This window comes from Paracoccus mangrovi (assembly GCF_042648425.1).
GTDB lineage: Bacteria > Pseudomonadota > Alphaproteobacteria > Rhodobacterales > Rhodobacteraceae > Paracoccus > Paracoccus mangrovi.
The window spans coordinates 12,641-38,055 of the sequence record NZ_JBHRXJ010000008.1; the positions used below are offsets into that span (position 1 = coordinate 12,641).

General features: G+C 63.9%; 26 protein-coding genes, 1 tRNA gene and 3 pseudogenes. 21 read left to right on the forward strand and 9 right to left on the reverse strand.

Features of this window, described 5'->3' with window-relative positions; all coding sequences use genetic code 11:
* Window positions 1–68 precede the first annotated feature (68 nt).
* The 11 genes and pseudogenes from ACFOMH_RS11655 to trbF all read left to right on the forward strand — a co-directional run bounded on the left by ACFOMH_RS11655 (window position 69) and on the right by trbF (window position 10,787).
* The gene (locus ACFOMH_RS11655; protein ID WP_377744648.1) at window positions 69–2,057 is read left to right on the forward strand and encodes a conjugal transfer protein TraG; all 1,989 of its coding nucleotides are present in this window, start codon (window positions 69–71) and stop codon (window positions 2,055–2,057) included.
* Window positions 2,038–2,535 (forward strand): CopG family transcriptional regulator, encoded by a 498-nt coding sequence (locus ACFOMH_RS11660; RefSeq protein WP_449301451.1) that lies wholly within the window; start codon window positions 2,038–2,040, stop codon window positions 2,533–2,535. Before ACFOMH_RS11655 ends, ACFOMH_RS11660 begins: the two co-directional genes overlap by 20 nt.
* A 66-nt stretch (window positions 2,536–2,601) precedes the next feature.
* On the forward strand, window positions 2,602–3,456 hold the full coding sequence (locus ACFOMH_RS11665; protein ID WP_377744650.1) for an APH(3'') family aminoglycoside O-phosphotransferase: 855 nt from the start codon (window positions 2,602–2,604) through the stop codon (window positions 3,454–3,456).
* A gap of 369 nt (window positions 3,457–3,825) precedes the next feature.
* The gene (gene trbB / locus ACFOMH_RS11670; protein WP_449301453.1) at window positions 3,826–4,773 is read left to right on the forward strand and encodes a P-type conjugative transfer ATPase TrbB; all 948 of its coding nucleotides are present in this window, start codon (window positions 3,826–3,828) and stop codon (window positions 4,771–4,773) included.
* Window positions 4,770–5,102, forward strand: a complete 333-nt coding sequence (locus ACFOMH_RS11675; protein WP_377744652.1) for a TrbC/VirB2 family protein — start codon at window positions 4,770–4,772, stop codon at window positions 5,100–5,102. Before trbB ends, ACFOMH_RS11675 begins: the two co-directional genes overlap by 4 nt.
* Window positions 5,102–5,383: a VirB3 family type IV secretion system protein gene (locus tag ACFOMH_RS11680; RefSeq protein WP_377744654.1), complete on the forward strand. Its 282-nt coding sequence runs from the start codon at window positions 5,102–5,104 to the stop codon at window positions 5,381–5,383. The genes ACFOMH_RS11675 and ACFOMH_RS11680 overlap by 1 nt, the downstream gene beginning before the upstream one ends.
* A gap of 10 nt (window positions 5,384–5,393) precedes the next feature.
* Window positions 5,394–7,886 (forward strand): conjugal transfer protein TrbE, encoded by a 2,493-nt coding sequence (gene trbE, locus ACFOMH_RS11685; RefSeq protein WP_377744655.1) that lies wholly within the window; start codon window positions 5,394–5,396, stop codon window positions 7,884–7,886.
* A pseudogene (gene trbJ / locus ACFOMH_RS11690) lies at window positions 7,883–8,434 on the forward strand (P-type conjugative transfer protein TrbJ); the annotation flags it as partial. The gene trbE and the pseudogene trbJ, both read left to right, overlap by 4 nt.
* A gap of 15 nt (window positions 8,435–8,449) precedes the next feature.
* On the forward strand, window positions 8,450–8,737 hold the full coding sequence (gene trbK-alt / locus ACFOMH_RS11695; protein WP_377744825.1) for a putative entry exclusion protein TrbK-alt: 288 nt from the start codon (window positions 8,450–8,452) through the stop codon (window positions 8,735–8,737).
* A gap of 2 nt (window positions 8,738–8,739) precedes the next feature.
* Window positions 8,740–10,101, forward strand: coding sequence for a P-type conjugative transfer protein TrbL (trbL, locus tag ACFOMH_RS11700; protein ID WP_377744657.1), 1,362 nt, complete (start codon window positions 8,740–8,742; stop codon window positions 10,099–10,101).
* Window positions 10,098–10,787, forward strand: a complete 690-nt coding sequence (gene trbF / locus ACFOMH_RS11705; RefSeq protein WP_377744659.1) for a conjugal transfer protein TrbF — start codon at window positions 10,098–10,100, stop codon at window positions 10,785–10,787. Before trbL ends, trbF begins: the two co-directional genes overlap by 4 nt.
* Window positions 10,788–10,792: 5 nt before the next feature.
* On the opposite strand, the gene ACFOMH_RS11710 is transcribed toward trbF, so the two are convergent.
* Entirely contained in the window at window positions 10,793–11,170 is a 378-nt protein-coding gene (locus tag ACFOMH_RS11710; RefSeq protein ID WP_377744661.1) for a nuclear transport factor 2 family protein, read from the reverse strand.
* Window positions 11,171–11,273: 103 nt separating this feature from the next.
* Between ACFOMH_RS11710 and ACFOMH_RS11715 the strand changes: the two genes are divergently transcribed.
* Together ACFOMH_RS11715 and bla are read left to right on the forward strand one after the other, a co-directional pair.
* Window positions 11,274–12,629, forward strand: a complete 1,356-nt coding sequence (locus tag ACFOMH_RS11715; protein WP_078527637.1) for an IS1380-like element IS1247 family transposase — start codon at window positions 11,274–11,276, stop codon at window positions 12,627–12,629.
* A 249-nt stretch (window positions 12,630–12,878) separates the two neighbouring features.
* Window positions 12,879–13,733 carry a class A beta-lactamase gene (gene bla, locus ACFOMH_RS11720; protein WP_377744827.1) on the forward strand — a complete coding sequence of 285 codons (855 nt, stop codon included), beginning with the start codon at window positions 12,879–12,881 and terminating at the stop codon, window positions 13,731–13,733.
* Window positions 13,734–13,906: 173 nt separating this feature from the next.
* On the opposite strand, the gene ACFOMH_RS11725 is transcribed toward bla, so the two are convergent.
* Together ACFOMH_RS11725 and ACFOMH_RS11730 are read right to left on the reverse strand one after the other, a co-directional pair.
* A complete protein-coding gene (locus tag ACFOMH_RS11725; RefSeq protein ID WP_377744663.1) occupies window positions 13,907–14,194 on the reverse strand; it encodes a hypothetical protein in 288 nt (95 codons plus the stop codon).
* 55 nt (window positions 14,195–14,249) lie between these two features.
* A complete protein-coding gene (locus ACFOMH_RS11730) occupies window positions 14,250–14,621 on the reverse strand; it encodes an SOS response-associated peptidase family protein (RefSeq protein ID WP_377744829.1) in 372 nt (123 codons plus the stop codon).
* Window positions 14,622–14,825: 204 nt separating this feature from the next.
* Between ACFOMH_RS11730 and trbG the strand changes: the two are divergent.
* From trbG to ACFOMH_RS11775, 8 genes and pseudogenes are all read left to right on the forward strand, one after another.
* Window positions 14,826–15,829, forward strand: a pseudogene (gene trbG / locus ACFOMH_RS11735) (P-type conjugative transfer protein TrbG).
* Window positions 15,826–16,962, forward strand: coding sequence for a TrbI/VirB10 family protein (locus tag ACFOMH_RS11740; RefSeq protein WP_377744664.1), 1,137 nt, complete (start codon window positions 15,826–15,828; stop codon window positions 16,960–16,962). Before trbG ends, ACFOMH_RS11740 begins: the two are co-directional and overlap by 4 nt.
* 2 nt (window positions 16,963–16,964) lie before the next feature.
* Entirely contained in the window at window positions 16,965–17,198 is a 234-nt protein-coding gene (locus ACFOMH_RS11745) for a DUF2274 domain-containing protein (protein ID WP_287900894.1), read from the forward strand.
* Window positions 17,199–17,312: 114 nt separating this feature from the next.
* Entirely contained in the window at window positions 17,313–17,879 is a 567-nt protein-coding gene (locus ACFOMH_RS11750) for a putative immunity protein (protein ID WP_377744666.1), read from the forward strand.
* A 176-nt stretch (window positions 17,880–18,055) separates the two neighbouring features.
* A complete protein-coding gene (locus ACFOMH_RS11755; protein ID WP_377744668.1) occupies window positions 18,056–18,373 on the forward strand; it encodes a hypothetical protein in 318 nt (105 codons plus the stop codon).
* Window positions 18,370–18,723: a toxin-antitoxin system TumE family protein gene (locus ACFOMH_RS11760; RefSeq protein WP_377744670.1), complete on the forward strand. Its 354-nt coding sequence runs from the start codon at window positions 18,370–18,372 to the stop codon at window positions 18,721–18,723. The genes ACFOMH_RS11755 and ACFOMH_RS11760 overlap by 4 nt, the downstream gene beginning before the upstream one ends.
* Window positions 18,724–18,773: 50 nt before the next feature.
* Complete coding sequence (locus ACFOMH_RS20580) at window positions 18,774–19,118, forward strand: HVO_A0114 family putative DNA-binding protein (RefSeq protein WP_449301454.1); 345 nt, start codon at window positions 18,774–18,776, stop codon at window positions 19,116–19,118.
* A gap of 2 nt (window positions 19,119–19,120) precedes the next feature.
* Window positions 19,121–20,167 (forward strand): annotated as a pseudogene (locus tag ACFOMH_RS11775) (recombinase family protein); the annotation flags it as partial.
* 576 nt (window positions 20,168–20,743) lie between these two features.
* On the opposite strand, the gene ACFOMH_RS11780 reads toward ACFOMH_RS11775, so the two are convergent.
* From ACFOMH_RS11780 to sufC, 6 genes are all read right to left on the reverse strand, one after another.
* Window positions 20,744–20,820, reverse strand: a tRNA-Arg gene (locus tag ACFOMH_RS11780).
* A gap of 213 nt (window positions 20,821–21,033) precedes the next feature.
* Entirely contained in the window at window positions 21,034–22,245 is a 1,212-nt protein-coding gene (locus ACFOMH_RS11785; protein ID WP_377744671.1) for a cysteine desulfurase, read from the reverse strand.
* Window positions 22,242–22,829 carry a Yip1 family protein gene (locus ACFOMH_RS11790; RefSeq protein WP_374424191.1) on the reverse strand — a complete coding sequence of 196 codons (588 nt, stop codon included), beginning with the start codon at window positions 22,827–22,829 and terminating at the stop codon, window positions 22,242–22,244. Before ACFOMH_RS11790 ends, ACFOMH_RS11785 begins: the two co-directional genes overlap by 4 nt.
* On the reverse strand, window positions 22,826–23,326 hold the full coding sequence (locus ACFOMH_RS11795) for a hypothetical protein (RefSeq protein WP_377744672.1): 501 nt from the start codon (window positions 23,324–23,326) through the stop codon (window positions 22,826–22,828). Before ACFOMH_RS11795 ends, ACFOMH_RS11790 begins: the two co-directional genes overlap by 4 nt.
* The gene (locus ACFOMH_RS11800) at window positions 23,326–24,660 is read right to left on the reverse strand and encodes a SufB/SufD family protein (RefSeq protein ID WP_377744673.1); all 1,335 of its coding nucleotides are present in this window, start codon (window positions 24,658–24,660) and stop codon (window positions 23,326–23,328) included. The genes ACFOMH_RS11795 and ACFOMH_RS11800 overlap by 1 nt, the downstream gene beginning before the upstream one ends.
* Window positions 24,660–25,415, reverse strand: a complete 756-nt coding sequence (gene sufC, locus ACFOMH_RS11805; RefSeq protein WP_377744675.1) for a Fe-S cluster assembly ATPase SufC — start codon at window positions 25,413–25,415, stop codon at window positions 24,660–24,662. Before sufC ends, ACFOMH_RS11800 begins: the two co-directional genes overlap by 1 nt.

A 25,415-nucleotide genomic window follows, 5' to 3' on the forward strand; every position in this document is an offset into this window, starting at 1 on the left:
CCTGTTGCCCGTCCCGATTTTGCCTACTCTCTGATCGGCTCCGTCTTTTTTTGCCGACTGGAGCCTGTATGCGCGGAGGCCGAATCCTTTGGGGGCAGATTGGTGCCGTCTTCACCATCGTTCTGGTGATGGTGTGGGCAGCGACGCAATGGACGGCGTTCCGCCTCGGCTTCCAGCCGCAGCTTGGAGCACCATGGTTCGAGCTGGCGGGCCTGCCGGTCTATTATCCGCCCGCCTTCTTCTGGTGGTGGTTTTCGTTCGACGCCTACGCGCCCGCGATCTTCGTCGAGGGCGGCATCATCGCGGTATCGGGCGGCTTCCTCGCCATCGCCGCCGCCATCTTCATGTCGATCATCCGGGCGCGGGAGGCGCGCAACGTCGCCACCTACGGATCGGCGCGATGGGCTGAGGACCGGGAAATCCGTGCGGCCGGATTGCTCGGCCCCGATGGCGTCTTGCTCGGCCGATACGACCGGGACTATCTGCGCCATGACGGTCCCGAGCATGTCCTATGCTTTGCCCCGACGCGTAGCGGCAAAGGCGTCGGGCTGGTGGTGCCGACGCTGCTGACATGGCCGGCATCCGCCATCGTTCACGACATAAAAGGCGAGAACTGGACGCTGACAGCGGGCTTCCGCGCGAAGCATGGCCGCGTGCTGCTGTTCGATCCGACCAACGCGAAATCCTCGGCCTACAACCCGCTGTTGGAGGTGCGGCAAGGAGAATGGGAAGTCCGCGACGTGCAGAACATCGCGGATATTCTGGTCGATCCCGAAGGCAGTCTCGATAAAAGAAATCATTGGGAGAAGACGAGCCACAGCCTGCTTGTCGGAGCGATCCTGCATGTCCTTTATGCCGAGAAGGACAAGACGCTGGCCGGCGTCGCCAACTTCCTGTCCGATCCGCGCCGCCCGGTCGAGGCGACCTTGCGCGCGATGATGGACACGCCGCACCTCGGCGAGACGGGCGTTCATCCCGTCATCGCGTCGTCGGCCCGCGAGCTGTTGAACAAGTCCGAGAACGAACGGTCGGGCGTGCTCTCCACCGCCATGTCGTTTCTCGGCCTCTACCGCGATCCCGTGGTGGCGCGGGTGACGGCACGCTGCGATTGGCGCATTGCCGATCTGGTCGGCAGCCGCCAGCCCGTCACGCTCTACCTTGTCGTCCCGCCTTCCGACATAAACCGGACGAAACCGCTCATCCGCCTGATCCTCAACCAGATCGGCAGGCGGTTGACCGAGGACTTGACCAACTCCGGCAAGCGCCATCGCTTGCTGTTGATGCTCGACGAGTTTCCGGCATTGGGCAGGTTGGATTTTTTCGAGTCCGCCTTGGCCTTCATGGCGGGCTACGGCCTCAAGAGCTTTTTGATCGCGCAGAGCCTCAACCAGATCGAGCGTGCCTATGGGCCAAACAACGCGATCCTCGACAACTGCCATGTGCGCGTCAGCTTCGCCACCAACGACGAGCGCACCGCCAAGCGGGTGAGCGATGCGCTCGGCACCGCAACCGAGCTGCGCGATTCCACCAACTATGCCGGGCACAGACTGGCTCCATGGCTCGGGCATTTGATGGTTTCCCGGCAGGAGACGGCCCGGCCACTGCTCACGCCGGGCGAAATCATGCAGCTTCCGCCTACCGAGGAAATTGTCATGGTTGCGGGCACGCCGCCAATCCGCGCGACCAAGGCCCGCTATTTCGAGGATGCGCGGTTTCAGGAACGCATCCTGACCCCGCCCGATCTGGTCGCCGCTCCGCCGGCGCCCAGCCCATCCGCCGATGATTGGTCCGGCCGCGTGGTCGCGGCGGAAAGCGGTTCCGCGACGAGCGCCGCAGATGGGGCCGAAGGCGATCCGGCCAATGCCGGCATCCGCCGCGAGCCGGAATTGCCAAGCCAAGAGGAAATCGTCGCCCCGCCGTCATCGCCCGAGCAAGAGTTCGAGTTGCTGGACGACGAGCCGGACGTTGACGCGGCCAAGGCCCGCGCCATGCGCCAACGTATGAGGATGGTCGCGCGGCAGGTCGCATTGAACCCCGATGACGGAATCGACCTTTGAGGACACGACCATGGCAACCAGAACCCGCCTGAATCTCTATTTCGACCCCGCGCTCATTCCGCAGATCGAGGCGATAGCGTTGCGCCGCTCGGTGGCGCTGCGCCGCAATGTCTCGAAATCCGCAATCGTGGAGGCGGCGGTCATGTCCTACCTGTCCGGCGATGCTGACGACCAGCTTGAAGCCGCCATGTCGCGTCGCCTGGACAAGCTCGGCCGCCAGATCGACACCCTCGACCTGGATCTCGCCGTGCTTGGCGAGACGGTCGCGCAGTTCATCCTTTTCTGGATGACCATCACTCCACCACTAACGGGAGCTGCACAATCCGCTGCTCGCGCGAAAGGCGCGGAACGGTTCGAGGGCTTCATGCAGAACCTCGGCCGGCGTCTGGCGACGGGGGACAGGTTCCTCAAGGAGCTGTCGCGCGATATCGTTCCCGATCAGATCCCAACCGACTTTGATGAAACCGACAGGGATTAGTGTTGGGTTTCGACCCTACTGCTGTCGTTCATTGGCTTGATCGCAGCGCCCCAAACCGAGTATAGAATGGCAGAAAAAATGTGCCGCAGATTTTGGGATTTTCGCGACGAAGGTGTGTATTTGAATTTGGAATACGGATTGCTTGAAGATTCTCGTGCATGGGTTTCCATCAGGAGCGGGGAATCCGGTGATTTCCTCTATCGCCGTCACGATGATCTGGCCTACGCAAAGATAGCCTCGCGCGTGCGGATTGCAGACCTTGCGGGCGAGCGCGACCGCCTCGCTTGGCTGCACGGCAGAGGCGTGGCCTGCCCCGAAATAATCGCCTGGCGAGAGACGGAGGAAGGGGCTTGTTTGACGATGACGGCAATTCCCGGAGTGCCGGCGGCCGATCTATCGGGAGTCGACCTGCTCAAAGCGTGGCCTTCAATGGCGCAGCAGCTTGGCATCATGCACAACCTGCCGGTCGCTCAATGTCCATTCGAACGCAGTTTGTCGCGAATGTTCGCGTGCGCCGTGGATGTGGTATCCCGGAACGCCGTCAATCCCGACTTCCTGCCCGATGAGGACAAAACCAAACCACAGCAGGAACTCTTGGCGCGTGTAGAACAAGAGTTGACGGTTCGGCTCGACCAAGAGAGCGCCGATATGGTCGTCTGTCATGGCGACCCCTGTATGCCCAATTTCATAGTGGACCCTCAAAGCCTGCGATGTTCGGGAGTGATCGACTTGGGTCGGCTCGGAACGGCAGACCGCTACGCCGATCTGGCGCTTATGGTCGCCAACGCCGGGGAGAGTTGGGCAGCGCCGCATGAAGCGGAGCGCGCTTTCGCCATCCTGCTCGACATACTGGGGATCAACGCGCCAGATCGCGAACGCCTTGCTTTCTATCTGCGCCTTGACCCGCTGACTTGGGGCTAGTGTCGCAGAAATCCTAAGTTTTGCGACAAAATCGCCGGCGCTGATTTTGTAGGGAAAAAGCTGTCGCGACAATCAGGCATGAAAATCTAACTTGCGCGACAGATTTTTGCGACACTGAACGACCGCTTCACCCTCTGTCGGCCCGGAAGCTGCCATTCCATTCTCCACCCCATCTTAGATGCTACCCATCCTATTTACCGCCGTTCGCCGCCGATCACCGCACGCAGCTAGATACTTGTTGAACCGGCCGGATTTCGGCCTCTCTTAATCGACCCCGATCCGGGGATCGCCTGTCGCGCCCCATGAAGAAACGGGGCCGACATGACCACCAATCACCAAAAGCCGGAAGCCATTGCGCGCGGCGCGCGCATGTTGCGCACCGCGCTCGGCCCAGCCATTGCCCGGCTGCTCGAAGACCCGGCCGTGGTCGAGGTGATGCTAAACCCGGACGGCCGCCTTTGGGTGGACCGTCTGTCGGAAGGGCTTTCCGACACGGGCGAACGCCTGTCCGCCGACGATGGCGAACGCATCGTACGGCTGGTCGCGCATCATGTCGGCGCGGAGGTTCATGCCCGCAGCCCCCGCGTTTCGGCCGAGCTGCCGGATAGCGGGGAGCGGTTCGAGGGCCTGCTGCCGCCCGTGGTCGCCGCCCCGACCTTTGCAATCCGCAAGCCCGCCGTCGCCGTGTTCAGCCTCGACGACTATGTGGCGGCGGGCATTATGTCCGCCGATCAGGCTGCGACGCTACGTGCGGCCGTTTCTTCCCGCGCCAACATCCTCGTGGCGGGCGGCACCAGCACCGGCAAGACCACGCTGACGAACGCGCTGCTCGCCGAGGTGGCGAAAACGCAGGATCGCGTCGTCATCATCGAGGACACGCGCGAGCTGCAATGCGCGGCACCCAACCTTGTCGCCATGCGGACGAAAGACGGCGTGGCGGCGCTTTCCGATCTGGTGCGGTCCTCGCTGCGCCTGCGCCCGGATCGCATCCCCATCGGCGAGGTGCGCGGATCGGAAGCCCTCGACCTTCTGAAAGCATGGGGCACGGGACACCCCGGCGGGATCGGCACCATCCACGCCGGCACCGGCATCGGTGCGCTGCGCCGCCTTGAACAGCTCATTCAAGAGGCTGTCGTCACCGTCCCGCGCGCCCTGATCGCCGAGACCATCGACCTTGTTGCCGTCCTTTCCGGGCGCGGCTCCGCGCGCCGGCTTGCCGAGCTTGCCTGCGTTGAGGGGCTGGGGCCGGACGGCGACTATCGCATCACGCATCCCATCCCTTTGGCAATCCCCAACAGCACAGGAGAACCTTCATGAACCGCACGCTCACGCGCGGCTATCGCCGCATGGCGACCGCCGCATCCGCCCTTACCATTAGTTTCCTGCTCGCCCCGGCCGCCCATGCGTCCGGTTCGTCGATGCCGTGGGAACAGCCGCTCCAGCAAATCCTCCAGTCCATCGAAGGGCCGGTAGCGAAAATCATTGCCGTCATCATCATTATCGTGACCGGCCTAACGCTCGCGTTCGGCGATACGTCAGGGGGCTTCCGTCGCCTGATCCAGATCGTGTTCGGCCTGTCCATCGCCTTTGCGGCCAGCTCGTTCTTCCTCAGCTTCTTTAGCTTCGGCGGCGGGGCGCTCGTTTGATGGCGGGCGGCCTCGAACAGCTCGGCGCGGTGCCGGGCTTCACCGTCCCGGTCCACCGGGCGCTGACCGAACATATCCTGCTCGGCGGCGCACCGCGCTCCATCGCCATCATGAACGGGACGCTGGCCGGGGCCGTGGGCCTCGGCCTGCGCCTCTGGCTGGTAGGCCTCGCCCTATGGGCCATAGGCCATTTCGCGGCCGTATGGGCGGCGAAGCGCGACCCTCTCTTTGTCGAGGTCGGACGGCGGCATGTCCGCATCCCGGCTTTTCTTGCGGTGTGAGGGCGCGGCCATGATGAACCTTGCAGAATACCGCCGCACCGCCACCCGGCTCGCCGACTATCTGCCATGGGCGGCGCTGGTCGGTCAGGGCGTCGTCTTGAACAAAGACGGCTCATTCCAGCGCACTGCGAAGTTTCGCGGTCCCGATCTGGATTCCGCCGTTGCGGCCGAGCTGGTCGCCGTCGCCGGCCGCATTAACAATGCCGTCCGTCGCCTCGGCTCCGGCTGGAGCATCTTCGTCGAGGCGCAGCGCAGCGAGGCGGCGATCTATCCCGACAGCACCTTTCCCGATCCCGCGTCGGCGCTGGTCGATGCGGAGCGGAAAGCCGGTTTTGAGGAAGCGGACGCGCATTTCGTGTCCGGCTACTTCCTGACCTTCCTCTGGCTGCCCCCGGCCGAGGGAGCCGCCCGCGCCGAAACATGGCTCTATGAGGGCCGGGAGAAAGCCGGCGTGGACCCGTGGGAGCTCCTGCGCGGCTTCATCGACCGCACCGACCGCGTGCTCGCGCTGCTCGACGGCTTCATGCCCGAGTGTCGTTGGATGGATGACGGCGCGACGTTGACCTATCTCCATTCCACCATCTCGACCAACCGGCATCGCGTGCTCGTGCCCGAGGTGCCGATGCACCTCGACGCGCTGCTCGCCGACCAGCCGTTGACTGGCGGGCTGGAGCCGCGCCTTGGCGACGCGCATCTGCGCGTGCTGACCATCGTGGGATTCCCGACCGCGACGACGCCGGGCCTGCTCGACGAAATGAACCGCCTGCCGTTCCCCTACAGGTGGAGCACGCGCGCGATCCTGCTCGACAAGACCGATGCGACCCGGCTGCTGACCCGCATCCGTCGCCAATGGTTCGCCAAGCGCAAGAGCGTCGCCGCGATCTTGAAAGAGGTCATGACGAACGAGGCGTCCGCTCTGGTGGACACCGACGCCGCCAACAAGGCGCTCGACGCCGACATGGCGTTGCAGGAGCTTGGGGCGGACGTGGCGGGCATGGCCTACGTCACGGCGACCGTCACCGTTTGGGATGCCGACCCGCGCGTGGCGCAAGAGAAGCTGCGCCTGGTCGAGAAGATCGTTCAGGGCCGCGACTTCACCGCCATGCCCGAGAGCGTCAACGCGGTTGACGCATGGCTCGGCAGCCTGCCCGGACACGCCTACGCGAATGTCCGCCAGCCGCCTATCAGCACCTTGAATCTCGCCCACATGATCCCGCTTTCGGCGGTGTGGGCGGGGCCGGAACGGGACGAGCATTTCGGTGCACCCCCTTTGCTCTTTGGAAAGACCGAAGGCTCAACCCCGTTCCGGCTAAGTCTCCATGTCGGCGACGTAGGCCACACCCTTGTCGTCGGCCCCACGGGGGCGGGTAAGAGCGTGTTGCTCGCCCTCATGGCCTTGCAGTTCCGGCGCTATGCGGGATCGCAGGTTTTCGCCTTCGACTTCGGCGGAAGCATCCGCGCCGCCGCGCTCGCCATGGGCGGAGATTGGCACGATTTGGGCGGTGGCCTCACGGAAGGGGACGAGGCGTCCGTTTCGCTCCAGCCACTTGCCCGCATCCACGACACCTATGAACGCGCATGGGCGGCGGACTGGATCGCCGCCATCCTCATGCGCGAAGGCATCGCCATCACGCCCGAGATCAAAGAGTATCTTTGGACGGCGCTGACTTCGCTGGCGTCCGCGCCGGTCGATGAGCGCACGATCACCGGCCTTGCGGTGCTGCTGCAATCCAACGATCTGAAACAGGCGCTCCGTCCGTTCTGCGTCGGCGGAGCCTATGGTCGGCTGCTCGACGCCGAAGCCGAACATCTCGGCTCGGCGGACGTGCAGGCGTTCGAGCTCGAGGGCCTTGTCGGGACCGGCGCGGCCCCCGCCGTGCTGTCCTATCTGTTCCATCGTATCGGCGACCGGCTCGACGGGCGGCCGACGCTGCTCATCATCGACGAGGGTTGGCTTGCGCTCGACTATGAAGGTTTCGCCGGCCAGCTCCGCGAATGGCTCAAAACCCTGCGCAAGAAAAATGCGTCGGTGATCTTCGCCACGCAAAGCCTCAGCGACATCGACGGAAGCAACATCGCGCCCGCGATCATCGAGAGCTGTCCGACGCGGCTCCTGCTACCGAACGAGCGGGCCATAGAACCGCAGATCACGGCCATCTATCGCCGCTTCGGCCTCAATGACCGGCAGATTGAAATCCTCGCAAGGGCCACCCCCAAGCGGGATTATTACTGCCAAAGCCGCAGGGGCAATCGCCTGTTCGAGCTTGGCCTGTCCGAAGTCGGCCTCGCGCTCTGCGCCGCATCCTCCAAATCCGACCAGACCGAAATCGCGCGCATCCATGCCGAGCACGGCCGCGCCGGTTTCCTCGCCGGCTGGCTACGCCATCGCGGCGTCGAGTGGGCGGCCGAGCTGATCCCGAACCTCACCAATCTTGCCGACCGGCCGGAATCCGCCGCGCCGGCCCGGCTCGATACCCACCCCACACAGGAGATTCTTCCATGACCTATCCCAAGATCGTCGGGGCCTCGGCCCTCGCGCTGGCGCTCGCCGTGCCCGTCGCGCTTTCGCCCATGCTGGCAAGCCCGGCCCATGCGCAATTCGGCTTCGGCCGCATCGTCTATGACCCGTCGAACTACGCGCAGAACGTCCTCACGGCAGCGCGCACGCTCGAACAGATCAATAACCAGATCACCAGCCTCCAGAACGAGGCGCAGATGCTCATCAATCAGGCCCGCAACCTTGCGAGCCTGCCGCATAGCTCGCTCCAGCAGCTCCAGCAGAACGTCCAGCGCACGCAGCAGCTTCTCGGGCAGGCCCAAAATCTCGCATTCGAGGTCAGCCAGATCGACCAAGCGTTCCAGAGCCAATACGGCAATGTCTCGCTGTCCGCGACCGACGCCCAGCTTGTCGCCGACGCGCGCGGCCGTTGGGAAAATACGGTTGGCGGTTTGCAGGACGCCATGCGCGTGCAGGCTGGCGTCGTCGGCAACATCGCCGGGCAGCGGATACCAGCCCGGCAACGCGCAGATGTTCAACAACGGCAACAACTGACCGGGAGGCTCGCCATGGACGGCAAGATGCTGGCCCGGCTCGGGGCCGTGGTGTTCGTCGCCATCGCCGTCACGGCGACCGCAATCGACATGGCGCGGAAGGACGAGCCTTCCGCGCCGCCCCCGGCGTCGGTCTTCCAGCCCCCGGCCGATCCCCTGCGGGAAACCCTGCGCCGTTGCCAGCAGCTCGGCGAGGCGGCGGCGAGTGACACCGACTGCCTCGCCGCATGGGCAGAATCCCGCGACCGCTTCCTCGGCCGCCCGTCAGCACCCGCCGCGCCGCAGACCAGCGAAGGGCGCTGACCATGGGAAACACCGGCGTCATCGATTCGTTTCTAGGGGTCTTCACCAGCTACATCGACAGCGGTTTCGGCCTGCTCGGCGGCGAGGTCGCCTTCATCGCCACGACGCTGATCGTCATCGACGTGACGCTCGCCGCACTCTTTTGGGCATGGGGCGCGGATGACGACATCATCGCCCGGCTGGTGAAGAAGACCATGTTCGTTGGGGTGTTCGCCTACATCATTTCCAACTGGAACAACCTCGCACGTATCGTCTTCGAGAGCTTCGCCGGCCTCGGCCTCATGGCATCGGGCACCGGCTTTTCCGTCACCGATCTGATGCGGCCGGGCCGCGTGGCGCAGACCGGCCTCGACGCCAGCCGTCCGCTTCTCGATTCCATTTCCGACCTGATGGGCTGGATCAGTTTCTTCGAGAACTTCATCCAGATCGCGTGCCTGCTGTTCGCATGGGCGCTGGTGGTGCTGGCCTTCTTCATCCTCGCCATCCAGCTTTTCGTGACGCTGATCGAGTTCAAGCTGACCACGCTTGCCGGTTTCGTGCTGATCCCCTTCGGCCTGTTCGGCAAGACCGCCTTCATGGCCGAGAAGGTCTTGGGCAATGTGGTGTCGTCCGGCATCAAGGTCTTGGTCCTCGCCGTCATCATCGGCATCGGCAGCACCTTGTTTTCGCAATTCACGGCCGGTTTCGGCGGGGCGACGCCGACCATCGACGACGCCATGGCGATTGTGCTCGCCGCTCTGTCGCTGCTCGGCCTCGGCATCTTCGGCCCCGGCATCGCCAACGGCATCGTCTCTGGCGGCCCGCAGCTTGGCGCGGGCGCAGCCGTGGGAACCGGGCTTGCGGTCGCAGGTGCAGGCGTCGCCGCTGGCGGCGGGGCTATGCTTGCGGCCAAGGGTAGTGCTGCCGCCCTGTCCGGTGGGGCCTCGGCCGTCCGCGGAGGTGCCGCCACCGCGGGCGCGGCGACCGCCGCCTATAGCGTTAGCTCGCTTGGCCAATCCGGTGCGGCCGGCGTCGCCTCCGGCCTCGGCGGCGTCGCGCGAGCCGCAGGATCGGCGGCCATCTCGCCCCTCAAACGCGCCGCCGCGCGTGCCAGCGAATCCGTCAAATCCAGCTTCTCTGCTGGTACGAAAGCCGGTTTCGGCGCGTCGGGCGGCAGCTCGACCATGGGCACGGTCGGCGGCGCGAGCGCCGATCCCGCCGCCGCAGCATCCGGCCCGGCCGGCAGCCCGCCCGCATGGGCGCAGCAGATGCGCCGCTCGCAGGCAATGAACCACGGCACCACCATGGCCGCCCATGCGGTGCGGTCTGGCGACAGCCACGGTTCCGGTTCCTCCGTCAACCTTTCCGAAAGTGACCGCTCATGAGCATCTTCAAACGACCAGCACCCCATTACGGCAAGACGCCGGAACCCGAGACACCCTATCAGCGCGCCGCGCAAGTCTGGGACGAGCGTATCGGCTCGGCCCGCGTGCAGGCGCGCAACTGGCGGCTCATGGCTTTCGGTTCCCTGATCCTGTCTGTCGGCTTCGCTTCGGCATTGGTCTGGCAATCGGCGCGCGGCACCGTGGTGCCTTGGGTTGTTCAGGTGGACAATCTCGGTCAGGCGCAAACCGTCGCGCCCGCCAATGCCGACTATCGCCCGACCGATCCGCAGATTGCTTTCCATCTTGGCCGCTTCATCGAGCAGGTGCGCGCGATCCCGGCCGACGCGATCATTGTCCGCCAGAACTGGCTTCGGGCCTATGAGTGGACCACCGACAGGGGCGCGGCGGCGCTGAACGATTATGCCCGCGCCAATGACCCCTTCACCAAGGTTGGCCGCCAACAGGTCGCCATCGAAGTGTCATCGGTCATCCGGGCATCGCCGGATTCCTTCCGCGTTTCGTGGGTGGAGCGGCACTACGAGAACGGCCAGCTCTCCACTACGGAACGATGGACCGCCATCCTGACCATTGTGATCCAGACCCCGCGCGATCCCGAGCGACTGCGCGCCAATCCGCTCGGCATCTACGTCAATGCAATTTCGTGGTCGCGGGAGATGAGCCAATGAAAACCTCAGCTTGCATCAATCACCTCGCTGATCTTTCCCTCGGAGATCATGAAGAACGAGGTGCCCGTCATCTCGACCTCCTGCCCAGCCTTCCAGCCATTGGGCAGGTCGGTTTTGACCTTGGCGCGATAGCCGATGCGCATGGCTGCACGGTCGTCTATCGCGATACAGTCGAGGATCGTCTGTTCTCTTTCAGCAAACAACTGGACGCCCTGTTCCGCCAGCGCGCGAAATGCCTCGATCCCGTGCGTTTCGTTCGTCGTCTCTCCGTTCGATCTGTTGATAAACCGAACGTCGCCCGACAGGCAGTCGAGCATCGCCTGAACATTCATCCCGTTGTAGGCGTCGATATACCGGGCAACAATCGTCGGCACAGAATCCATTCTGTTGGTCCCACATTTCCCAAGTAAGGCGCTGATTTCGCTGTCCTGACCATTATATTTCCTATATAAAACATGGTGTTGAAGGCTGCGAGGGGCGCGTTTCATGGATCACCCAGAGGGTGCGGGCTTGCAACGGGCAGATCGGGTGGATTTCGACCCTCGCGTGCGGCTGGAATTTCGCGGCACGCAGCTCAGTTCCGACGGCGGCCTTCTGGTGATGCGCGAGCTTGATGACGCGCTCGGGTTGTCCGATTTGGCGTCAGCGGCGCTGCGCGATACTCGCTCTGGCAAGAACACGGTCCATCGGCTCGACGGCCTGTTCCGGCAATCAGTCTTTGGGCGGCTGGCCGGATACGAGGATGTCAACGACGCCAACCGTCTCGCCTGCGATCCGGTCATGCGCCAAGTTGTCGGCGGCAGAGCGGTCGATGCACAAGCGGCCTCGGCATCGCAGATGGGACGGTTCGAGACCGAGACGCTGGCTCTGGCCGGGAACCGTGCCGCGCTGGCCGACCTGAACGGGCAATGGATCGACCGGTTCCATGACCGTAACGGGCTGAAGTACATCGTTCTGGACATGGACAGCTCGGTCAGCCCGACCCATGGCGACCAGGAAGGGTCCGCCTGGAATGGCCATTTCGACTGTAGCTGCTATCACCCCAACTTTCTGTTCAACCAGTTCGGGATGCTGGAACGCTGCGCCCTGCGCCATGGCAACGTCCACAGCGCCGATGGCTGGCGTGATGTTCTCGACCCCGTCATTGCGCGCTACGCGGAGCGCGACCTTGGTGGCAGGTTCTTCCGGGCCGATGCTGCCTACGCGATCCCGGCGATCTATGAGCGATTGGAAGAAGCGCGGTTCTTCTACGCCATCCGGCTGCCCGCAAACGCGGTCCTCAAGGACAAGATCGCGCATCGGCTAACGCGCCCTGTCGGGCGGCCGTCACTGACCAAGGTCAAGCGGTTCTTCGAGGAATTCGAGTATCAGGCGGCGTCCTGGGACAAGGAACGCCGGGTGATCGCCAAGATCGAATGGCATCCGGGCGAACTGTTCCCGCGTGTCGGCTTCATCGTCACCAACCTGCCGATGGAGCCGGACTGGGTGGTGCGGTTCTACAACCAGCGCGGCACCGCCGAGCAGCACATCAAAGAGGGCAAATACGCCTTTCGCTGGACGCGGCTGTCGTGCCGGAAGTTCCGCGACAATGAGGTGCGGCTGCAACTGCACGCCCTGGCGTACAACCTGGCCACCTTCTTGCACTGCATCGAGCTGCCCGAGGCCATGGCCGACTGGTCGTTGACCAGCCTGCAACTGAAGCTGATCAAGATCGGGGCACGTGTGGTCCGTCACGCCCGCACCATCACCTTCCAGCTGGCCGAGGTCGCTGTCACCGGCACGATGGTACGCGCCATCCTCGCCGCTATCCGCCGATTGCGAGCGCCACCGCTATGCGCATGATCGCGATCCACGCTCAAACTGAACGAAAGCGGCTGGACAGATCTGTCCGCTGCGCTGAAAAACGCCGCCCCTGGGCAAGGAAACAGCGGCTTCGCGGTCTGATCCGTCCAGATCCAGCAGTCTGCGCGACCGCAGGTGCCGCTTGCGGCAGAAAATCCTTGTCTAGCGCTCGGATACAGGCGATCTTCACCTCAAACGACACGCCACTTGGGGAATGCAGGCTATAACAACTTCTTGGAGATCCTTGCCATGAGAAAAATGTTGCTTGCCATCGTGGGACTGTCGGCCATGCTGGCCGGTCCGCTCGCAGCGGCAGATGATCCGGTCCTTGCCGCCGTGCGCCAAGCCGAAACCAAGCTCGACGCGCGCGTAGGCTATGCTGCAGTCGATCTCGGGACCGGACAGGTCCAAGGCTACCGTGGCGACGAACGCTTTCCCATGCTGAGCACGTTCAAGGTTCTAGTTTGCGGCGCGATCCTTGCACGCGTGGATGCACGCAAAGAACGGCTGGACCGGCGTGTGCATTATGCGCAGTCCGATCTGGTCACCTACTCTCCTGTCACCGAAAAGCACGTGGCTCAGGGCATGACACTGTCCGAGCTTTGCGAGGCAGCAATCACGATGAGCGACAATACTGCTGGCAACCTCCTCCTCAACGCCGTGGGAGGACCCGAAGGACTTACAGCGTTCCTGCGGGCGTCCGGCGACGAAACCAGCCGGCTTGATAGGTGGGAAACCGATCTTAACAGCGCCATTCCGGACGACCCGAGAGATACTACGACACCCCGAGCGATGGTCGAGACTCTGCGCCGTGTGCTTTTCCAAGACGTCCTGACAGCGACGTCGCGTCAACAACTGCTCACCTGGATGGAAAACGACCGGGTGGCCGACGCCTTGATCCGCTCAGTCCTGCCTGAGGGCTGGTACATCGCCGATAAGACAGGCGCTGGAGAACGCGGTTCCAGGGCGATTGTCGCTGCGTTCGGTCCGGATGGAAAACCAGATCAGATTGTTGCGATCTACATGACCGAGACGAAAGCGTCGATCGAGGAGCGCAACGGTCAGATCGCCCGCATCGGAGCAGAGATCGTAAAGCTGCCATAATAATCGGTAAGGGCGACTCCGGCTCGCCGGAGTCGCCCTTGTTTGGATGGCCATGGCAGGATCAACGCCAACGATGTCTCGGCCGGAGCGCTGTTGCACAACGCGGGCTGTCGCTACTGTGCTGACGGAGCTGACATCTACAGAGGAAGGCTTCAGTGGCAAAAGGGGAAGGTTCAGTGTGTGATCGCAACAATAACCCTTTGATCCGCCTTGTCTGCTGAGGAGGAATAACGTGGCAATCTACAAAACCGGGGGGCACGCTGCGCGCGATCCTGCCCGCCTCGGCCGAGGTCAACGAAACGCCGGCGCATATCAAGTTTCGCACATGGGCGGCGAGCTTCCGGCCCGGCTGGCGCGGCCAGTGGGTCGATCTGCCGCCAGAGAGCTTTGCCGAGGTCGGGGTTCGCATCAACACCGTCATGTTGACCATGCAGAAGCCCGGCCAGTAAGATTGCCGCCATTCCCTTTCCTTCTTGCGACGAAGGAACACTAGGCCGCCCCTCGGGGCGGCCTCTTTTATTCTGCCACCCGAAGGGTTCCATCCGGCAGCGGCCTCTGCAACGCACCTGCCTGCGGCCACGGAAGCGTCAGCCACGCTTGCCATTCTTCCTGGGTCGTTAGCACGACCGGCATTGCTTTCTCATGGATTGCGGCAACCTCGGCCGATGGCGTCGTGGTCAAGAACGCGAACAGATCATCTTCGGTCTCGCCATCCCTCACCCGCCTCACCGATCGCCAGCCGCGGACCTCGATGCCGGCGAAGAACATCACCACTCCTGGATCAACCGGCTCTAGCCAAGACCCCTCGTTGAACGCCGTCAGTGGCACAAGACAGCGGCTCTCTGGCCCAAGCCACGGTCGCCAGTGCGGCGACCGGGTATTCCGAATTCAGGGGCTTCAATCCTCTCTGATTGTGAACGGCGCGCGCCGTATAGGTTTGCAGTATTGCGCAAATGCAGCGAACGGCAGAAAGGTCCGCATAGCAGCCGCTCGGCATCCCGCACAGTGGGTTAGATTTGGCTGACGTTTGGGGTGGAAATGCCTGACGGTCATGGCCGTCAGGCGCAACGAATCCACGTTGGTTCCTCCTTACTGATCCTGAAGTCGCTAACCTATGCGATTTTTGCGACGGCGTTTGCAATTACTTTGGCAGGCTGCGCCACCAACCGGACGCCGCAATTCAGCTACGACGCCAGCGTGCCGCCGCTGCCGACCGTGCAGGCGGCGGCAACCGACAACACGCCCCGGCCGCTGCATGTGCCCCCCGCATGGACAGTGGCGCGCGGCGGCACCGCAGCAGGCACGCCGACCGGCCGCGTCGAGAACGCCAATGCCGCCGCCCGCGTCGAGCCGCGCCGCGCCGCGAAGGCTACTACAACGCCATCCAGATTTATCCGTGGTCGGAAGGCGCGCTCTATCAGGTCTATGCCGCAGTCGGGCAGATCACCACCATTGCGCTGGAGCCGGGCGAAAGCCTGACCGGCGTGGGGCCGATCGCGGCGGGCGATACGACGAGGTGGATTATCGGCGACACCGAGAGCGGCAGCGGTGCAAACCGCCGTGTCCATATCCTCGTTAAGCCGACGCGGCCGGACATTTCCACCAACCTTGTCGTCACCACCGACCGGCGCACCTACATGATCGAGCTGCACGCGCGGGAAGCGCTCTACATGCCCGCCGTGGCATGGGCCTATCCCGCGCCGCCTGCAGGCCAGCGCCAGACCGTTCCGGCCGCGCCGATCATCCCGGCTGAGGCTGCGCGGAACTATCGCTATGGCTTGCAGGTGCAGGGCGACAGCCCGCCGTGGCGGCCGGTTTCCGTGTTCGACGATGGACGCCGCGTCTATGTTGTTTTCCCGGCCGGGATCGTGCAGGGCGAGATGCCGCCGATTTTCGTGCTCGGATCGGACGGCGAGCCGCAGATCGTCAACAGCCGGGTCCACCAAAACGTCCTGATCGTGGACCGCCTGTTCGGCGCGGCCGAGCTGCGCCTTGGTAGCGGCAACCGCCAGCAGGTTGTCAGGATCGTCCGCACCAACCCAACGCAGGCGGCCGCCGCGCAGCCCGCCAGCGCGACCGGAGGTTCGCCGTCATGACAGAAAACACCATTACCGACACCGCCGCGCCCATGCGGCTGCGCGCCGAACCGCCGCGCGTCACCCGCCTGTCGCGCAAGATGCTGGCAGGCGTCGGCGCGGTTGCGCTTCTCGGCATAGGCGGCGCGCTGATCTATGCGCTCCAGACCCGCGATGCAGGACCGGGCGGCGAAGAACTCTATTCGACCAACAACCGGCAAACTGCCGATGGGCTGGCGGGCCTGCCGCGCGATTATACCGGGCCGGTGCTCGGCCCGGCGCTGCCCGGAGATTTGGGCCGCCCCATTCTCGACGCGCAGAACCGGGGACAACCAGTCGCGCCGCCCGTCATGGCGACGCCCGCCGTCGATCCAGAGGAAGAACGCCGCCGCGCCGAGGAAGAAGCCGCGCGGTTGAGCAATGTGTTCTTCCAGTCCGGCCCGCGCACGGCAGCGCCGGCAGGGACGGCCATGCCCGGCCTTGCCGCTCTTGGCCTCGGCGGACAGCCCGCGACGCCGGACCGGCACGCGGCTTTCCTCAATGGACCCGTGGACCGGCAGACCGTCGCGCCGGATCGCGTCGCGCCGCCGGCATCGCCCTTTATCCTTCAGGCCGGGGCCGTGATCCCGGCCGCGCTCATCACCGGCATCCGTTCCGACTTGCCCGGCCAGATCACGGCGCAGGTGACGGAGAACGTCTATGACAGCCCAACCGGCTCGCTGCTCCTGATCCCGCAGGGCACGCGCATCATCGGTCAATACGATGATGGCGTGACCTTCGGCCAGCGCCGCGTGTTGCTGGTGTGGAATCGCCTGATCCTGCCGGGCGGCCGTTCGATAGTTCTGGAGCGCCTGCCGGGCGCGGATGCCAGCGGCTATGCCGGCCTTGAGGATGGCGTCGATTATCATTGGTGGGATCTGATGAAGGGCGCAGGGCTATCCACGCTGCTTGGCATGGGCACGGAGCTGGCGACCAGCGACGAGGACCGGCTTGTTCGAGCTATCCGCGACGGGGCGCAGGATACCGTCAATCAGGCGGGCCAGCAGATCGTGCAGCGCCAGTTGCAGGTCGCGCCGACGCTCACCATCCGGCCCGGCTTCCCGGTCAGGATCATCGTCACCCGCGACCTTGTGTTCGAACCGACAGGAGGTTGACAATGACCCGGCTGAAACTCGGCCCGCTGCCCGACGACAAGCCCGTCAAGGTGACGGTGGAGCTGCCCGCGCCGCTTCACCGCGATCTGGTCGCCTATGCCGAGGTGCTGGCCCACGAGACCGGCCAGCCCGCCGCCGATCCCGTCAGGCTCATCGTGCCGATGCTGGAGCGGTTCATCGCCACGGATCGCGGGTTCGCCAAGGCGCGGCGGGGCCTACGCACTACTGAGGTCTGACTGCTTACGACCCCCTTACGGTCGTTGATTGCTAGAAGCGGATGCTCTTAAGAAGACATTTCAATACCATCGAATACTCTGGTCAAGAACGCATTAACCGCGAGGCATTCGCACATGGACCAGACTTCTGCCTTGGGCAATTCGGCTAAAGCTGAACCGCTTCTCCGCCCAGCCGCTCTATGGGCGGCCGACTGCGCAGACAGCGCGCTCACTGTATTTGGGGACGAGGAGCGCACAGACTATCGCCTGCGGGAAGCCATCGCTGGTGCCCGTGAATTTGGACATGGTGGCCCACGAAATAAAGCGCTGCGTACACTGGCGTGGGCAGCCCATACCGCAGCTAACGAGAGTGAACAGCCATCCGCAAAGTTTGCGGCGCGATCAGCGATGTTAGCAGCAGCGGTGGCCTATACTCACACAGACCTGAATCTCGGCCGCCAGGGCGTTAATCAAGCTAGGCACCTATTGGGAGCGGCTGTCTATGCAGCGTTAGCTTGCGAACTTGCCTCCGAAAGCCCGGCAGGCGTTGCAGAAAGGGTGTTGCTGGCTGCCGCCGACACCATGCCGGAAGAAGTTGGCATCCTTTTGAAGCATTTTCCCCCACAGCCTCGGGGTACGACTCGACTCAGCCAGCTTTTCCATGACCTCGATGCCAGACTGCGACTAAAATCTGCTGTCTAGCCTCAGTAGCAGCCAGTCGCCTTTCCACCCCACAACTCACCATAGGCCCGATCCGCAGGGTGCCGCCAGCGCACCACCTCAAATGCGGCACGCTACAGGCCGCCGACTGCCCTCCATGGTTCGCTTAATTCCGGGGCTTTGAGCGCCCCGGAATCCACCAGACCTAGGAGGATTCCATGTGCGCAGAGCGCCGCCGCGTCCGCAAAGGACGACCGCGACAGCCGGTCCCCGAGACACTTCCCGACGATCTTTTCGATTACGCCGACGATCCCACGCCGGACGGCCGAACGCGAGCCAGCGACACGCCACTTCTCGGCTCGAACGGCCAGAGGATGCGTGTCACCGACGACTGGCCCGAAGACATTCCCGTCACCGAAGCCGAGATTGACGTGTTCGAGCGTTGGTTCGGCGATGTGTTCGACGAACTCTTGAACCCGAGAAAGCCGAATGACAGTTTGCAATCCCTATCACAAACTGATAGGAAAAAGATGTGAGCGTGGATCGTGATCCGAGCCTCGACACGCTTCTGGACCTCGACGGACAGATGCTCTTTGTCGATCCCGAGGGCGTCCATTGGGTGAAGTTCGTCGTCACCCGCGTTCCGGCATCGCCGGAAAAGCCGCATGGCCTCGATTATTCGCTCACGCTTCACGGGCCTTCGGGCGAACGGCTGGTCGGCTTCGATAACGCCCATCCGGTCGGTCGAGGCAAGCGCGGCGAGCCGCTGGACCATCGGCATCGCCTCCAGACCGTGAAGCCCTACGCCTACGAGGACGCGGCCACGCTGCTGGCCGACTTCTGGCAGGCGGTGGACGCGGTGTTGAAGGAGCGAGGTGCCCTATGACCACATTGAAAGTCGGGATTGCCGACTATGAAGAAATGAAGGCCCGCACCATGCGGATCGCGCGCGGCGAGGAAAAGCCCACGCCCGGCGATCCGAAGGTGTGGTTCACCTCGACCGAATCCTTCGCCAAGGTTCTGTCGGCCGGCAACCGCGAACTGCTGCGCATCATCGCCGATAAAGCCCCGGCATCGCTGGAGGAACTGGCGGAAATTACCGGCCGGGCCGGCTCCAATCTCTCACGCACCCTGAAAACCATGGAGAGCTATGGCCTTGTGCGGTTTGAGCCGGGCCACGGCCGCAAGCTCGCGCCCAAGGTGGTGCATGACCGCGTGGAACTGGCGTTGCCCCTGATAGACCGCGCCAAGCCGAGGAAGGCTATAGGAGATCGGCCATGAACATGCACAGCCCAACCGTTACCGCCCGCGCCGCGCTTTACCTGCGCGTCTCGACTGCCCGGCAGGCCGAGCATGACATTTCCATTCCCGACCAGAAGCGGCAGGGCGAAGCCTATTGCGAGCAGCGCGGCTATCAGCTTGTTGAGACGTATGTTGAACCGGGCGCAACCGCCACCAACGACAAGCGCCCCGAGTTCCAGCGCATGATCGAGGCGGGCACGTCCAAGCCCGCCCCCTTCGATATTGTCGTGGTGCATAGCTTCTCGCGTTTCTTTCGCGATCACTTCGAGATGGAGTTCTACGTTCGCAAGCTGGCGAAGAACGGCGTCAAGCTGGTGTCGATCACGCAGGAAATGGGCGACGATCCCATGCACCAGATGATGCGGCAGATCATGGCGCTGTTCGACGAATACCAGTCCAAGGAGAACGCCAAGCACGTCCTGCGCGCCATGAACGAGAATGCCCGGCAGGGTTTCTGGAACGGCGCACGGCCGCCCATCGGCTATCGCATCGTCGCGGCCGAGCAGCGCGGATCGAAGATCAAGAAGAAGCTGGAGATCGACCCGCTGCACGCCGACACCGTGCGGCTGATCTATCGCCTGTTCCTCGAAGGAGACGGCACGTCCGGCGCGATGGGCGTCAAGGCCATCGCCACCTATCTCAACGAGCGCCGCTTCTTCACCCGCGACGGAGGGCGTTGGGGATTGGCGCAAATCCACGCCATCCTGACCCGCACCACCTATATCGGCGAGCACAGGTTCAACACCCGCTCGCACAAGGATCGGGAGAAGAAGCCGGAGAGCGAGGTCGCCATCATGGCGGTGCCGCCCCTAATCGAGCGCGAGACGTTCGACGCGGTGCAAGCCCGCCTCAAGTCCCGCAATCCCATGGTGACGCCTGCACGTGTCTCCAGCGGCCCGACGCTCCTGACCGGCATTTGCTTCTGCGCCAAGTGCGGGGGAGCGATGACGCTTCGCACCGGCCAAGGCAGCACGGGCGCGACATACCGCTACTATACCTGCTCGACCAAGGCCCGGCAGGGCAAGACCGGCTGCAAGGGTCGCACGATCCCCATGGACAAGCTGGACCATACGGTCGCCGATTATATCGGGGACCGCCTGCTCCTGCCCAAGCGGTTGGAAACCGTCCTTGCCAGCGTCATCGACCGCCGACAGGAACGCACCGAGCGCCGCCGCGAGCATCTTGCCGAGCTTCAAAGGCGAATCACGGAAGCCGACCAGCGGCTCGGCCGTCTCTTTGACGCCATCGAAGCCGGCATGGTGGACAAGGACGACGCCATGGCAAAGGAACGCATGGTGAGCCTCAAGGCATTGCGGGATCAAGCCGCCGCCGACGCGGAGCGCACGCAGCTCGCGCTCGATAGTTCAGGCAATCAGGGCGTCACCCCCGATATGCTCAAGGGGTTTGCCCGCAAAGCCCGTGAACGGATCAGGCTCAACGATGGCGGCTACCGCCGCGACCATCTACGCGCGCTGGCGCAGCGTGTCGAGGTTGCCGACGACGAGGTTCGCATCATGGGATCGAAGTCGGAACTGCTGCGAACGCTGGTCGCCGCTTCAAGCGTAGAAACGGCGGCGTTCGGCGTTCATAGTTCTGTTCTGAAATGGCGCACCCATCAGGATTCGAACCTGAGGCCTCCACCTTCGGAGGGTGGCGCTCTATCCAGCTGAGCTATGGGTGCCTACTGCTTACGCAGTGCTTACGCGGTTTTCGAGCGAGTGTTAACCCCTAAAATCGAAGCCCGCAAGTTACTGTTTTACTTCTACTTTTTTACTCACTCGTTCACATTGCCAGACTTGACCTCTGCCTTCGGAGGGCAGCGCTCTATCCAGCTGAGCTACGGGTGCCGCGCGGGACTAGATAGCGGCAATCGCCGCGCCCCGCAATGGCTGTTTCACGCGAAAAGTTCGCGGCAGAAAGAAAGCCCGTCGATCAGCGCGTCGACCTCGTCCAGGGTGTTGTACATCGCAAAGCTGGCCCGGGCCGAGGCGGTGATGCCAAAGAAATCCATCAAGGGCATGGCGCAATGCGTCCCGGCGCGCACAGCGATGCCGCGCTTGTCCAGAATCGTCGAAATATCATGAGCATGGGCGCCATCCATGGTCATGGAAAAGATCGCGCCCTTATCCGGGGCATCGCCTTGCACCTGCAACCAGTTCAGACTGCGCAGCCGGTCGCGGGCATGGTCACGCAACCGGCGCTCATGGGCGGCGATGTTCTCCATCCCCAGATCCATCAGATAGTCCAGCGCGGCGCCCAGCCCGATCTGGTTGACGATGCCGGGGGTGCCCGCCTCGAATTTCAGGGGCGGTTCGGCATATTCGACCGTCTCGCGCGTCACCGTTCGGATCATGTCGCCGCCGCCCATAAAGGGCCGCATCTCGGCCTGCCGCGCGCGGCTGATCCAGATCGCCCCCGAGCCCGAGGGTCCGTAAAGCTTGTGCCCGGTGATGCAATAGAAATCCACGCCAAGCGCGCCCACATCCACCGGCATATGCACCGAAGCCTGGCTGCCATCGACCAGCACCGGCACATCGGTGCCGCGCGCGATGGCGCCCACATCGACCACGGTGCCGGTGACATTGGACATATGGGTGACGGCGATCAGCTTCGTGCGCGGCCCGACCGCGGCCAGCACCTTTTCGGGCGGCAGACTGCCATCGGCTTCGGGCTCGACCCATTTCAGCACCACCCCCTGACGCTCGCGCAGGAAATGCCAGGGCACGATATTGGCGTGATGTTCCATCACCGAGAGCACGATTTCATCGCCCGGCTGAAGGCGCGGCGCGGCCCAGGCGTATGAGACCAGATTGATCGCCTCGGTCGAACCCGAGGTAAAGATCACCTCATCCTCATGCGGCGCCTTCAGAAAGCGGGCGATGATGGCGCGCACGCGTTCGTAATTGTCGGTCGCCAGATTGGACAGAAAATGCAGGCCCCGATGCACATTGGCATATTCGCCCTCATAGGCGCGGGTGATCGCCTCAATCACCTGCCGGGGCTTTTGCGCGCTGGCACCATTGTCCAGATAGACCAGCGGCTTGCCATTGACCTGTCGCGACAGGATCGGGAAATCGGCGCGGACCTTGGCGACATCAAAGCTCATTGCGGGACCTCGGGCAGGATGAACATGCCGGGCGCAAGCTGCAACAGCACCGCGCCCACAAGGATGCTGACCCCGAAATAAGCCAGCGCGACCAGAAACGCGCTGCGAAACCCGTGCAGCGCGCGGGTCAGGGTCACGGTCAGATAGATCGACAGAATACCGGCGATCAGCCCCAGCAGCGCCGCGCTGGTCGGCAGAACCGCCATCAGCAGCAGCTGCCCGGCCTGCACCCCCACAAGGATCAGCTGGATCCAGGCGATGACCAGAATCGCATCGGCAAAATTCCCGGTGCCGCCAAAGGCGCGCCCGATCTGCACCACCAGAAAGGCGGTCAGCACCGTCGCCGCCAGTTCGATCACCGTCATGATCACGGGATTCGTCAACAGGGTGATCAGCGGCCCTTCCAGCGTGGTCGGGAACATCACCGTCACCAGCACGCCCAGAAAACGCGACAGAACCACCGCCAGCAACAGCGCCATCCAGCGCGCGGACATGGGCAGATCCAGCCCCCGCAACGCCCGCATCGCCGCATCGGAATCCCGAAGCGTCAGCACCATAAGATCGCCAAGCTCACCCAGTCTCATCCGTTCCCCGCCAATGCGCGCAATCCCGCGCCCCATATCACGAGAAAGCCAAGGCCCGCCACCGCCCGCACCAGCGATAATGCCGCACCCGGTCCGACGAACCCCTCGACCAGCCCGGCCAACAGCATGGCCGGCGCAACCGCCAGCAAGGCCCAGAACAGCGCAAGCCGCGAATCCCGCGCGCCGATCGCCCGGGGCGTCAGCCGCGAAAGCGCCGCCACCAGCGCCGCCACCGCATAGGCCAAAAGCGGCATCATGAACATGACCGCCAAAAGCGCGCCCCCCAGCCGCGCCTGAAGCGGCACCGAAGGGTCCAGATAGGCCGCCCGCGAATGGCCCGGCATCTGCGCGATCAGAAAAATCAGCATCGCCGCCATAAGGATCACGATCAGCGCCCGGTCGGGCAGATCGCGCAGGGATCGCACCACCCTGCCCGGCGCCCACCAGCTTTGCAGGACGCGGGGCAGGATGCCGGCATTTCGCATCTGCGACGACATCACATCGACGCGCGACGGGTCAGCCAGTTTTCAAGCCGGTCGACAATCTGGCCGCGCAGGACATCATCCTCGATCTCGTCCAGCGCATCGGCCAGGAACGACAGGACCAGCAGCACCGTCGCCTGCGCGCGCGGCACGCCACGGCTGCGCAGGTAGAACATCGCGTTCTCATCCAGCGCGCCGGTGGTCGAGCCATGGCTGCACTTCACGTCATCGGCATAGATTTCCAGCTCGGGCTTGGCCAGAAACTGGCTGTTCTCATCCAGAAGCAGGGCCTGGCTGATCTGATAACCGTCGGTCTTTTGCGCGCCGGGTTTCACCAGAATCTTGCCCTGGAACACGCCCAATGCGCCGTTCTTGAGCACTTTCTTGAAGACCTGCCGGCTTTCGCAGCGCTCACCCGCATGGGTGACGAACACCGTGTCGTCATGGTGGAACGCGCCGACATGACCGTCGCCCAGCACCGCGCCGGCAATATGGGCCACCGCATCGTCGCCGACGATGTCGATCACACCCTCATGGCGCATCAGCGTGCCATTGACCGACAGCGTGAAGGACTTGAACAGCGCCTCGGTTTCGACGCGGGCAAAGATATGGCTGATGCCCAGCTTCTGATGGCCCGCGCGCTTGGCGCTGATATGGTGCAGGCGGGCGCCACGGGCGACCTCGGCCTCGATCACGCCATTGCTGCGGGCGCCGGTCATGCCGGTTTCCAAAAGCGTCAGCTCGCTGCCCGGCTCCATGCGGATGACATGGTGCCAGATGACATCGGCGCTGTCCGAGGCGCGGCGGTGAATGATGTGGATCGGCTTCGCCGGCTTTCCGGTCACGCGGATCAGCACGCCGTCGCGCGCCGCCAGCGTGTTCAGCGTGGCGAAGGGGCGCGGCACGGGCATCTGGCCCGCCGCCTCAAGCCGGCCGTAAAGACCGGCGGCCCAATGATCGCCGCCCTGATCGACCTGGGCCAGGATCGAGATTTCGGCCCCCTCCAGCACCGGATCGTCCGAGGCGGCCGCGTCAAAGACCCCATCGACAAAGACCAGACGCAGCCGGTCGATATCGCCAAAGAGCGGCGAGACCGGCGGGTTCTGTTCGATGGCGATCGGGGCCGGAACCGGGGCGTTGAAATCGCGCGGATCGGTATAGCGCCAGTATTCGTCGCGCGGCCCCGGCAAGCCCATCCGGGTCAGACGCGCCAGCGCGTCAGCACGGGCCGCGGCGCTGAAGCCGCCCTTGGGCAGCGAGATCGCCTGAAGCCGGGCGGCAAGAACGTCCGGCAGGCCGGCCGTGCCCGGCGCCGCGCCGGTGCGGGTCTGGACAGCGGTATCGGCCATCAACCGACCTCCGCCAAAAGATCGGCATAGCCGTTCTGTTCGACCTCAAGCGCCAGTTCCGGGCCGCCGGTCTTGATGATGCGGCCATTGGACATGATGTGGACGACATCGGGGCGGATATGGTCCAAAAGGCGCTGATAATGGGTGATGACCAGAAAGCTGCGCTCGGGCGAACGCAGCGCGTTCACGCCATCCGCGACCAGCCGCATCGCATCCACATCAAGACCGGAATCGGTCTCGTCCAGAATGCACATGCGCGGCTCGAGCATGGCCATTTGCAGGATTTCGTTGCGCTTTTTCTCGCCACCCGAGAAACCGACATTGACCGGACGCTTGAGCATCTCGGCATCGATCTTGAGCGTCTTGGCCTTTTCGCGCACCAGTTTCAGGAAATCGGCGGCGGAAAGTTCCTCTTCGCCCCGGCTCTTGCGCTGTGCGTTCAGCGCGGTGCGCAGGAATGTCAGGTTGCCGACACCGGGAATTTCGACCGGGTACTGGAACGCCAGAAACAGGCCGGCGGCGGCGCGCTCCTCGGGCTCCATCGCCAAAAGATCGGCGCCGTCCAGCGTCGCCGTGCCCTCGGTCACCTCATAGCCGTCGCGGCCCGACAGCACATAGGACAGCGTCGACTTGCCCGAACCATTCGGCCCCATGATCGCATGGACCTCACCGGCCGGAACTTCAAGCGTGACGCCTTTGAGGATCTGTTTGTCCTCTTCCTCAAGCTTGACGTGCAGGTTATTGATATTCAGCAT

Bases quoted from the DNA above. Each gene is read 5' to 3' on its own strand.
- ACFOMH_RS11715 (WP_078527637.1), top strand. From the start codon at position 11,274: ATGGATCACCCAGAGGGTGCGGGCTTGCAACGGGCAGATCGGGTGGAT.
- ACFOMH_RS11725 (WP_377744663.1), bottom strand. From the start codon at position 14,194: ATGGCGGCAATCTTACTGGCCGGGCTTCTGCATGGTCAACATGACGGT.
- ACFOMH_RS11755 (WP_377744668.1), top strand. From the start codon at position 18,056: ATGTGCGCAGAGCGCCGCCGCGTCCGCAAAGGACGACCGCGACAGCCG.
- ACFOMH_RS11750 (WP_377744666.1), top strand. From the start codon at position 17,313: ATGGACCAGACTTCTGCCTTGGGCAATTCGGCTAAAGCTGAACCGCTT.
- ACFOMH_RS11745 (WP_287900894.1), top strand. From the start codon at position 16,965: ATGACCCGGCTGAAACTCGGCCCGCTGCCCGACGACAAGCCCGTCAAG.
- ACFOMH_RS11740 (WP_377744664.1), top strand. From the start codon at position 15,826: ATGACAGAAAACACCATTACCGACACCGCCGCGCCCATGCGGCTGCGC.
- trbL (WP_377744657.1), top strand. From the start codon at position 8,740: ATGGGAAACACCGGCGTCATCGATTCGTTTCTAGGGGTCTTCACCAGC.
- ACFOMH_RS11660 (WP_449301451.1), top strand. From the start codon at position 2,038: ATGACGGAATCGACCTTTGAGGACACGACCATGGCAACCAGAACCCGC.
- ACFOMH_RS11795 (WP_377744672.1), bottom strand. From the start codon at position 23,326: ATGTCGTCGCAGATGCGAAATGCCGGCATCCTGCCCCGCGTCCTGCAA.
- bla (WP_377744827.1), top strand. From the start codon at position 12,879: ATGAGAAAAATGTTGCTTGCCATCGTGGGACTGTCGGCCATGCTGGCC.
- trbK-alt (WP_377744825.1), top strand. From the start codon at position 8,450: ATGGACGGCAAGATGCTGGCCCGGCTCGGGGCCGTGGTGTTCGTCGCC.
- ACFOMH_RS11790 (WP_374424191.1), bottom strand. From the start codon at position 22,829: ATGAGACTGGGTGAGCTTGGCGATCTTATGGTGCTGACGCTTCGGGAT.
- ACFOMH_RS11785 (WP_377744671.1), bottom strand. From the start codon at position 22,245: ATGAGCTTTGATGTCGCCAAGGTCCGCGCCGATTTCCCGATCCTGTCG.
- trbF (WP_377744659.1), top strand. From the start codon at position 10,098: ATGAGCATCTTCAAACGACCAGCACCCCATTACGGCAAGACGCCGGAA.
- ACFOMH_RS11655 (WP_377744648.1), top strand. From the start codon at position 69: ATGCGCGGAGGCCGAATCCTTTGGGGGCAGATTGGTGCCGTCTTCACC.
- ACFOMH_RS11680 (WP_377744654.1), top strand. From the start codon at position 5,102: ATGGCGGGCGGCCTCGAACAGCTCGGCGCGGTGCCGGGCTTCACCGTC.
- sufC (WP_377744675.1), bottom strand. From the start codon at position 25,415: ATGCTGAATATCAATAACCTGCACGTCAAGCTTGAGGAAGAGGACAAA.
- trbB (WP_449301453.1), top strand. From the start codon at position 3,826: ATGTTGCGCACCGCGCTCGGCCCAGCCATTGCCCGGCTGCTCGAAGAC.
- ACFOMH_RS11675 (WP_377744652.1), top strand. From the start codon at position 4,770: ATGAACCGCACGCTCACGCGCGGCTATCGCCGCATGGCGACCGCCGCA.
- ACFOMH_RS11665 (WP_377744650.1), top strand. From the start codon at position 2,602: ATGGCAGAAAAAATGTGCCGCAGATTTTGGGATTTTCGCGACGAAGGT.
- ACFOMH_RS11800 (WP_377744673.1), bottom strand. From the start codon at position 24,660: ATGGCCGATACCGCTGTCCAGACCCGCACCGGCGCGGCGCCGGGCACG.
- trbE (WP_377744655.1), top strand. From the start codon at position 5,394: ATGATGAACCTTGCAGAATACCGCCGCACCGCCACCCGGCTCGCCGAC.
- ACFOMH_RS11710 (WP_377744661.1), bottom strand. From the start codon at position 11,170: ATGGATTCTGTGCCGACGATTGTTGCCCGGTATATCGACGCCTACAAC.
- ACFOMH_RS20580 (WP_449301454.1), top strand. From the start codon at position 18,774: ATGCGGATCGCGCGCGGCGAGGAAAAGCCCACGCCCGGCGATCCGAAG.